The sequence below is a fragment of the Mesorhizobium sp. M0145 genome (assembly GCF_040322355.1).
GTDB lineage: Bacteria > Pseudomonadota > Alphaproteobacteria > Rhizobiales > Rhizobiaceae > Mesorhizobium.
Window position 1 is genome coordinate 170,961 of the sequence record NZ_JAMYTK010000013.1, and the last position, 8,678, is coordinate 179,638.

The window sequence follows — 8,678 nt, forward strand, 5'->3', positions numbered from 1 at the left end:
CGTTTGTCAGCCGCTTGCGACCATCATCGCCGAGATCTCGGCTTCCGCCGCCTTGGCGCCATCGACGAGGGCCTCGCAAGCGAATTTGAGAAGATTGCCGCGTTTCTTGATTTTCTTCACATGAATTTTCAGCTGGTCGCCTGGAACGACCGGCTTGCGGAACTTGGCATTGTCGATGGTCAGGAAATAAACCAGCGACGGCTTTTCCGTACCAAGGCTGCGGATGCAGATGGCGCCGGCCGTCTGCGCCATCGCCTCGATGATCAGCACGCCGGGCATGACCGGCTGGTCGGGGAAATGACCTTGGAAATGCGGCTCGTTTATGGTGACGTTCTTGATGCCGATGGCGGATTCGTCGCCATCTATGTCGACAATACGGTCGATCATCAAGAACGGATAGCGGTGCGGCAGGAGCTTCATCAGCCGCATTATGTCAACCGCTTCGAGCGTCGCCGCTGCGATGTCAGCCATTTCCCCCCTCACCCTGTTTGCGCGTCCGTGCAAGTCTGCGCAAGGCCGCTATCTCGCGCATGGCTTCCGCCATCGGCTGCGCCGGATATCCTCCCCAAATCTCACCGGCAGGCACATTGCTCATAAACCCGCTTCTTGCCGCAAGCTTGGCCCCGGACCCGATGGTCAAATGATCCGCAAGGCCAACACCGCCACCCATGGTGACGTTGTCGCCTACCGTCACGGAACCGGAAATACCCGAAAGCCCGGCTATTATGCAATTGCGGCCGATGCGAACGTTGTGCGCGATCTGCACCAGATTGTCGATCTTGGTGCCCTGGCCGATGATCGTGTCGGACATGGCGCCGCGATCGACGGTCGTATTCGACCCGATCTCGACGTCGTCCTGGATGATGACGCGGCCGATCTGCGGAACCCGCTCCGGACCCTTGGCGCCGGCCACGAAACCGAAGCCATCCTGGCCGATCCTGGCACCGCCATGGATGATGACGCGATTGCCGATCAACGCATATTGCACGCTGGCACCTGGACCGACATAGCCGTCGCGGCCAACCTGCGAGGACGGACCGATGACCGCATGCGGGGCAATGACGGTCCCGCTGCCGATGGCAGCGCGAGGTCCGATGATCGCACCTGCTTCGATGATCGCACCGGCCTCGACATGGGCGGTCGCATCGATATGGGCGTGCGGCGAGACACCGGTTTCGCCGGTCATCGGTCCAGGCGTTGCAGCCGCCGGAAAAAGCAGACGCCCGACCATTGCGAAGGCCTGCTGCGGGCGCGGATGCACCAGCACCGCGATGCCCGCCGGCGCCTTGCCGGCAAATTCGGCAGGGCAGAGAACCGCCGCCGCCCGCAGTGACTGCATCAGGGCGAAATTGCGCCTGCCATCGACGAAGACAAGGGCGTTCTCGCCGCCTTCGTTGGCGGGCGCCAGAGCCTCGATCGATACATCGGAGAGACCGGAATCAACAAGCGTCGAGCCGGTCAGATTCGCGACTTCGCCGGCCGTATACCGGCGTGAGGGCGCGAAGAACACCGGATCGGTCATTCCAGAAGCAATATCCAGCTAGCGCATGCCCCCGAAAATCGGAAATCGACCCTCGGAAAGGATCATGCGCAAATCAAAGTGCTACAACGTCCTTTGCGCGTCCGATAGGACGCGCTGCGCTGTAGTGTCGGATCACTGCCATCCGGATCCAAACGAGCCGGAAGCATCATTGCCCGCACATCAGAAGCGGGTCGATATGCCGAAGTTGAATTCCTGCACGTCGTCGGTCTTTTCCTTCTTGACCGGGATCGCATAGTCGATGCGGATCGGGCCGAAAGGCGATGCCCACATCAAACCGACACCGACGGAAGCGCGCCATTCCATGCCGGTTGTCGAAGAATTGACAAGGCCACTTGCGATTTTGCTACCGTAGAGCGTTGCCGCATCGGCGAACACAGCGCCACGCAAACCGAAGCTTTCGGGGATGACCGGCAGCGGGAACTGCGCTTCCGCCGAGGCATTGAAGTAGGTGGTGCCGCCGAGATGGTCATTGCTGTTGTCCGAAGCAACCGGGCCGATGCCGCCATATTCGAAACCGCGGATCATACGGTCGCTGCTCTGGAAATGGTCGAAGACGCGCAGATCGCCGTTGCCATAGCCTTGGACATGGCCGGCGCCGCCCGAAATGAGGCCCACCAGGTCCAATTGTTCGGACAGCGTCTGATAAATGCTGCCGCGCGCCGTGACCTTGATGAACTTGGCGTCGCCGCCGAGGCCGGCCACTTCCGTGCCGACATTGGCATAAATACCGTCATGCGGGTTCTTCATGTCGTCGATGGTATTATAGATCAGGCCGAGACTGACCGAGGACTTGAGCCATGGGCTCTCGTTAACGCCGTTTTGGATCGCCTGGGACACGTCGCAACCGGCCGCTGGGTCGCAGCCCTCATCGAACTCGTACTTCTCTTGCGCAATATTATAAGCGAGTTGCGTCGAGATATTGTCTGTGATCGGCAGGCCGAAGCGAACGGTCGCGCCTGTCGTGTCGCTGTCGTAATGGTCGTAGTTTCGGCTCTGCTTGTAGATGTCGAAGCCGGCCGCGATGCGGCGTCCGAGGAAATAGGGTTCGGTGAAAGAGAAGCTGTAGTCGCGCGAGTTCTTGCCACCGCCCGCTGCCACCTTGATGAATTGGCCGCGACCGAGGAAGTTGCGCTCACTGACGGAACCTTCGACGGACGGACCTGACGTTTCACCGCCGCTCGAATAACCGGCGCCGACGGTGAACTCACCGGTCGATTTCTCGACCACATCCACCACCAGCACAACCTGATCCGGCTCAGAACCCGGAACGGTGGAAATTTCGACTTTTTCAAAATAATCGAGCGCTTCCAGCCGCCTCTTCGCGCGCTGGATGAGGACCTGATTGAAAGCGTCGCCTTCGCTGACATCGAACTCGCGGCGAATGACGTAGTCGCGCGTCCGATCGTTGCCGCGAATCTCGATGCGCTCGATATAGGCCTTGGTGCCCTGATCGACCGTATAGACCACCGAGATCGTGTGGTTTTCGAAGTTGCGGTCGCCGCGCGGCGTCACCTGGGCGAAGGCATAGCCGGATCCAGCGACCTTTTCGGTCAAGGCGATGATCGTGTCCTCGACGTTCTTGGCGTTGTAGACATCGCCCTTGTGGGTCTCGACCACCGATTCGAGCGACTTGGCGTCGACCTCGGGGATCGTGCTTTCGACGCTGACATCCCCGAACGTATAACGCTCGCCCTCCTGCACCGTGATGGTGACGGTGTATTTGTTGGTTGTGTCGTCGAGTTCGCCGACAGCCGAGACGACCTGGAAGTCGGCATAGCCGTGATTATAATAGAAGCGGCGCAGCAGCTCCTGGTCGGCGCGCAGCTTGTCCTCGTCATAAACATCGTCGCGCAGCACGAACGACAGGAAGGACGAACGCTTGGTGGAGATGATGTCCGACAGCCGGCGGCTCGAATAGGCGCTGTTGCCGACGAAATTGATCGCCGCAATCTGGGTGCGGCCGCCTTCGTTGATGTTGAAGACCACATTTACCCGGTTGTCGCCGAGATCCATGATCTGGGTGGTCACGGCGGCATCGTCGCGGCCGATACGCCGGTATGCGGCCTTGACCGCCTCGACATCGGCGTCGAGCTGTTGTTGCGAGAAGGTGCCGCGCGGCTTCAATTGCACCGCGGCCTCAAGCGCGTTGTCCTTAAGCTTCTTGTTGCCCTGGAACAGCACCTGGTTGACGACCTGGTATTCGGACACCTTGATGACCAGCGTCGATCCGACCTGGTTGATCTGCACATCCGAAAACAGCCCGGTGCCAAACAGCGCCTTGACCGCATCGTCGATATCCGAACTGGAAAACGCCTTGCCGGGCTTGATCGTCACGTAATTGCGGATGGTGTCCGCGTCGACACGCTGATTGCCGGTGACTTCGACTCTGGAGACGACAGCCGCCTCGGCGGCCGATGTGGCAACGAACTGCACTGCGAGCGCGCCTGGTACAACCAGAGCGGCGGACATAGCCACCGCGGACGCGGCGCTCAGAAACTTGGATGCTGCCTTCATCGGGCTTTTGTACCTTTTCTCGAAGTCCCCACGGCGAGAAAACCGGACGTGCGGTAATTTCCCCTACCGTATTAACCGGATTTTCCCTACACGCAAGGCTTCTGGTTAATTTGTATTTACTTAACCCTGAGGCGTGGCTTTCGCGTCACGCATATCCCCACGCATGGTAAACGGCGTCTCAACATTGCTCGTGCCGAAGCCAAATTCCTTCATGATTTCAGCACCCAAACAGATCGTTCCAGAAAACAAAGCCCATGAACCCGAGCACCAATATGAGGCCGCTTCGGTAAGCCATTTCCATCATGCGTTCGGACACCGGCCGCCGGATGACAGCCTCCACGCCGTAGAACAGAAGATGCCCTCCGTCGAGGGGGGGAATCGGCAAAAGGTTGAGAATCCCTATCCCGACTGACAGGAATGCAACAAGCTGCACGAGCCATTCAAAGCCGAGCTTTGCCGCCTGACCCGACATCTTGGCGATCTTGATGGGGCCGCCCAGCTGGCACTTGTCCTCGCGACCGACAACGAAACGTTGCAGGAACTGGCCGGTACGCTGGATGACGTGTCCGGTTTCCTGGACCGCTGCCCCGACCGCCCCGGCCGGACTATAGGTGATCAGCCGTGGCTGGCCGAGTTCCTTGTTGTTGACGACGCCGATCACGGCCACCTGGACCTTGTTGCCCAGTGCGTCTTGTTGTTCCATCAAGCGCGGCGTCGCCGTGACGGTGATTTCCTTGCCGGCGCGTAACATGACGAAGGTGATGCTGTCGCCGGCGCGGCCAGAGACCAGACGCTGGACGTCGGCAAAGGTCTCGACCTTGCTGCCGTCGACGCTGACGAATCGGTCGCCGGGCATGATGCCGGCCGCGGCGGCCGGACTGCCGACGGTGACCTCAGCCACCATCGGCTCCAGCACGGGCCGGCCATGGACGGAAAACAGCACGGCAAAGACGGCGATCGTCAGCAGGAAGTTGAACAGCGGCCCCGCCACGACGGTCGCCGCCCGCTTCCAGATCGGCTGCGTGTGGAAGGCAACCTTGCGTTCTTCGTCGCTCAGCGCCTCGATCTCCTCCGAGCTGGGCTGGCTCGACGTCGCGTTCATGTCGCCGACGAACTTGACGTAGCCGCCGAGCGGTATGGCGCAAAGCTTCCAGCGCGTGCCGCGGCTATCGTTGAAGCCGATGATCTCTGGGCCGAAACCGATCGAAAAGGCTTTTGCGCCGATACCGCACCAACGCCCGACGAGGTAATGGCCCATTTCGTGGACAAAAACGACCACGGTCAGCACGAACAGGAAAGGCACCAGCGTGCCGAGGACAAAGCCCTCTGTGCTGAAAACCGCGTGAAAAATCTCGTTCAATTCATGCCCTCAAATTCATCCACGGCACAGATCACGCCGCGACTGTGACATCAATCCAGGCGAATCCATGACGCAGCCCCGCGCCGGCCCACCGACGATGCCGTTCAAACCGGAAACAGCCCCTGTGCCGGATGGTCGGCGGTCGCGGAAATCCAGCCGATGACGTATAGGGCGAAAGCCGCCGCGACAAGCCCATCTACCCGATCCATGATGCCGCCATGGCCGGGTATCAGCGTGCCGGAATCTTTACGGCCGTGGCGTCGCTTGACCCATGATTCGAACAGGTCGCCGGCCTGCGCGACAATCGAAAGCACCAGTGCGACCACGCCAAGCACGACGAGGTTGCCCGTTCCGGCTACGGCGGCCAGAAGCAGCCCGGCCACTACGCCGCCGACCACCCCACCGAGCGCCCCGCTCCGCGTCTTGCCCGGCGAGATCGACGGCGCCAGCCTTGGACCACCGATGGAGCGGCCGACGAAATAGGCAAAGATATCGGTCGCCCAAACCACGGCGAATAGGAACAGAATGGCCAGCAGCCCTGAATGGTCGTCGTCACGCAAGAAGGCCAGCGACAAGCCGGACACGGCCGCATAGGCAAGGCCGGATGCTTCCCACGGTCCTGCCCTGCGCATGGAAGAAGCGACGGCAGTGACAGCAACCAGAGCCGCGACGAGCGGCAGCAGCAAAGACGCAGGCAGGCCGGCGACGAGGGCACCAATAAAGACCACGATCAGCGCCTCGGGCAGAAAGCCGAGACCTGCCGTGGCACCAGCACCTGCCGGGGCAACGGGGCGGCTCATCCGCGTCCACTCGTAGAAGATCACCGCCGCCATGGCGGCGCAAAGCAACCGGAAGGACAGTCCGCCGAGCCAGGTCAGGGCAAGCGTGACGATGGCAAGCACGACGGCCGAAATGACCCGGAGTTGGAGGTTGCTCATTCCTCAGCCTGAGGCGACATCTTGGGCGGCAAGTCCGCCGAAGCGGCGCTCGCGGCCGGCGAAATCGCGCAGTGCATCGGACAGGTGCTCGCGACTGAAGTCGGGCCAGTAGCAAGGCAGGAAAACGAGTTCGCTATAGGCGGCCTGCCATAACAGGAAGTTGGACAGCCGAAGCTCGCCGCTGGTGCGGATGACCAGTTCCGGGTCCGGAATGCCCTCTGTATCGAGCGAGCTGGCAAAGGAATCGGCCGTGATCGCCTCGCTCTCGATCTCACCGCGCGCCACCGCCGCTGCGAGCTTGCGCGCGGTGCGCACGATCTCGTCGCGCCCGCCGTAATTGAAGGCAATGACCAGTGTCAGCGCCTCGTTGCTGAGAGTGAGCGTTTCGGCTTCCTCGAGCAGCCCCCTTATGTCGGGCTGCAGCCCTGCCCTGTCACCGATGACCCTGATCCGCACCCCACTCTGGTGCAGCTCGGCAAGGTCACGTCGGATGAAAAGCTTCAGCAGGCCCATGAGGTCGCTGACTTCGGATTTCGGCCGTGACCAGTTTTCCGACGAAAAAGCGTAGACGGTCAGGAAGGAGATGCCTAGGCCGGGGGCGGCGCGCACTGTCTTGCGCAGCGCCTCGACGCCGGCGCGGTGACCGGCCAGCCGCGGCAAGCCGCGCGCCTTGGCCCAGCGTCCGTTTCCGTCCATGATGATCGCGACATGCGCGGGCGTTGCCATATTCTCGCTTCCGGGCCAGGCGTGGCCAGACCCTAGACCTGCATGATTTCCGCTTCCTTGTCGGAAAGCAGGTGGTCGATGGTGCTGATTGTCTCGTCGGTCAGTTTCTGAACCTGGTCGGCCCGTTTGCGATGGTCGTCCTCACTGATGTCGCCGTCCTTTTCCGCCTTTTTCAGAAAGTCCATGCCGTCCCGGCGAACGTGGCGTGCGGCGACGCGGGCATTCTCGGCATAACCGTGCGAGATCTTGACCAGCTCCTTGCGGCGCTGTTCGTTGAGCTCGGGCAGCGGAATCCTGAGATTGGTACCGTCGACGATAGGATTGAAGCCGAGATTGGCTTCACGGATGGCGCGGTCGACTGCGCTGACCATCGACTTGTCCCAGACCGAAACCGAAATCATGCGCGGTTCCGGCACCGACACTGTTGCCACCTGGTTGATCGGCATGGTGGTGCCATAGGCCTGCACCTGGACGGCATCGAGCAGGTTGCTCGACGCGCGGCCGGTGCGCAGCGAAGCCAGATCATGCTTGAACGCGGCGATCGCCCCGTCCATGCGCCGTTTGAGATCGTCGTACTCGCCACTCATCATCGTCTCCTCGACCCGTTAACCCGGGTTCACTGCTTAGGCCCTGTTCGAGCCTCATCCGCAACCGGTCCCTTTCGGGTTCATGGTCCGGTCAATCGTCTGCGACAACCGTGCAACGGCCGCCGCCCCTCAGGATATCGCCGAAGCCACCCTTCTCGTGGATCGAATAGACGATTATCGGAATGTTGTTTTCGCGCGCAAGTGCAATCGCCGCCGTATCCATGATCGAAAGCCCGCGTTTGATGACTTCGTCATGGCTGATCCGCTCGAAACGTGTCGCATGCGGGTCCTTCTTGGGATCAGCCGAATAGACACCATCGACCTGGGTGCCCTTGAACAGAGCATCGGCGCCGATCTCGGCGGCGCGAAGGGCCGCAGCCGAATCGGTGGTGAAGAACGGATTGCCGGTGCCGCCGGCGAAGATGACGACCTTGCCCTGGTTCATGTAGGCGGTCGCCTGACGCTGCGAAAAACTTTCGCAAAGCTCGGGCATGGCGATCGCCGACAGCACCACGGCGTCGACGCCGATCTTGTTGAGCGAGGTGCGCAGCGCCAGCGAATTGATAACCGTGGCAAGCATGCCCATATGGTCGCCGGTGACGCGGTCTCCGCCTTTTGACGCAACCGCGACGCCACGGAAGATGTTGCCGCCGCCTATGACGACACCGACTTCGATGCCCAATGCGCGGGCCTCGGCGATGTCGGCGGCGATGCGGTCGACCACCGATACGTCGATGCCGAAATGCTGCTCGCCCATCAACGCTTCGCCCGACGCTTTCAGCAAGACACGTCGGTAGAGGGGCTTCACCGTCATCTGGTCCTCGTCATCGTGCGTGTGACGCGTTTCGGTGCGCCCCGAAACACTGGGCGTTCCGATACACGAAGGGGGGCCCGCTGTGACCCCGCGCCCCCCCCCGGAAATTTTGAAAGTGGTCCCGGGTTTACCGCACCTCACCCCCCCCAAAAATGGACGGCTGAGGAAAAACCGCGGCTATCTTTACCGGGTTACC

The 8,678-nt window shown here is 61.3% G+C and carries 8 protein-coding genes; all 8 read right to left on the reverse strand.

The annotated features are described in order from the left end of the window. Positions 1-6: 6 nt before the first annotated feature. The 8 genes from fabZ to pyrH all read right to left on the reverse strand — a co-directional run bounded on the left by fabZ (position 7) and on the right by pyrH (position 8,482). Positions 7-471, reverse strand: a complete 465-nt coding sequence (gene fabZ / locus NKJ28_RS19850; protein ID WP_023674942.1) for a 3-hydroxyacyl-ACP dehydratase FabZ — start codon at positions 469-471, stop codon at positions 7-9. Next, a complete protein-coding gene (gene lpxD / locus NKJ28_RS19855) occupies positions 464-1,522 on the reverse strand; it encodes a UDP-3-O-(3-hydroxymyristoyl)glucosamine N-acyltransferase (protein WP_352636753.1) in 1,059 nt (352 codons plus the stop codon). Before lpxD ends, fabZ begins: the two co-directional genes overlap by 8 nt. Positions 1,523-1,702: 180 nt before the next feature. Then, the gene (gene bamA / locus NKJ28_RS19860) at positions 1,703-4,057 is read right to left on the reverse strand and encodes an outer membrane protein assembly factor BamA (RefSeq protein ID WP_352613732.1); all 2,355 of its coding nucleotides are present in this window, start codon (positions 4,055-4,057) and stop codon (positions 1,703-1,705) included. A gap of 217 nt (positions 4,058-4,274) precedes the next feature. Beyond that, positions 4,275-5,417, reverse strand: a complete 1,143-nt coding sequence (gene rseP / locus NKJ28_RS19865; RefSeq protein ID WP_023674938.1) for an RIP metalloprotease RseP — start codon at positions 5,415-5,417, stop codon at positions 4,275-4,277. A gap of 104 nt (positions 5,418-5,521) precedes the next feature. Next, complete coding sequence (locus tag NKJ28_RS19870; RefSeq protein ID WP_352636754.1) at positions 5,522-6,355, reverse strand: phosphatidate cytidylyltransferase; 834 nt, start codon at positions 6,353-6,355, stop codon at positions 5,522-5,524. 3 nt (positions 6,356-6,358) lie between these two features. Beyond that, the gene (locus NKJ28_RS19875) at positions 6,359-7,081 is read right to left on the reverse strand and encodes an isoprenyl transferase (RefSeq protein ID WP_023674936.1); all 723 of its coding nucleotides are present in this window, start codon (positions 7,079-7,081) and stop codon (positions 6,359-6,361) included. Between the two features lie 32 nt (positions 7,082-7,113). Further along, on the reverse strand, positions 7,114-7,668 hold the full coding sequence (frr, locus tag NKJ28_RS19880) for a ribosome recycling factor (protein ID WP_084640965.1): 555 nt from the start codon (positions 7,666-7,668) through the stop codon (positions 7,114-7,116). Positions 7,669-7,759: 91 nt separating this feature from the next. Continuing rightward, a complete protein-coding gene (pyrH, locus tag NKJ28_RS19885) occupies positions 7,760-8,482 on the reverse strand; it encodes a UMP kinase (protein ID WP_023674934.1) in 723 nt (240 codons plus the stop codon). Positions 8,483-8,678 lie beyond the last annotated feature (196 nt).

What these genes read in the sequence shown, in the direction of transcription:
- frr (WP_084640965.1), bottom strand. Translation starts at nt 7,668, where the DNA reads ATGAGTGGCGAGTACGACGATCTCAAACGGCGCATGGACGGGGCGATC.
- pyrH (WP_023674934.1), bottom strand. Translation starts at nt 8,482, where the DNA reads ATGACGGTGAAGCCCCTCTACCGACGTGTCTTGCTGAAAGCGTCGGGC.
- bamA (WP_352613732.1), bottom strand. Translation starts at nt 4,057, where the DNA reads ATGAAGGCAGCATCCAAGTTTCTGAGCGCCGCGTCCGCGGTGGCTATG.
- NKJ28_RS19875 (WP_023674936.1), bottom strand. Translation starts at nt 7,081, where the DNA reads ATGGCAACGCCCGCGCATGTCGCGATCATCATGGACGGAAACGGACGC.
- lpxD (WP_352636753.1), bottom strand. Translation starts at nt 1,522, where the DNA reads ATGACCGATCCGGTGTTCTTCGCGCCCTCACGCCGGTATACGGCCGGC.
- NKJ28_RS19870 (WP_352636754.1), bottom strand. Translation starts at nt 6,355, where the DNA reads ATGAGCAACCTCCAACTCCGGGTCATTTCGGCCGTCGTGCTTGCCATC.
- fabZ (WP_023674942.1), bottom strand. Translation starts at nt 471, where the DNA reads ATGGCTGACATCGCAGCGGCGACGCTCGAAGCGGTTGACATAATGCGG.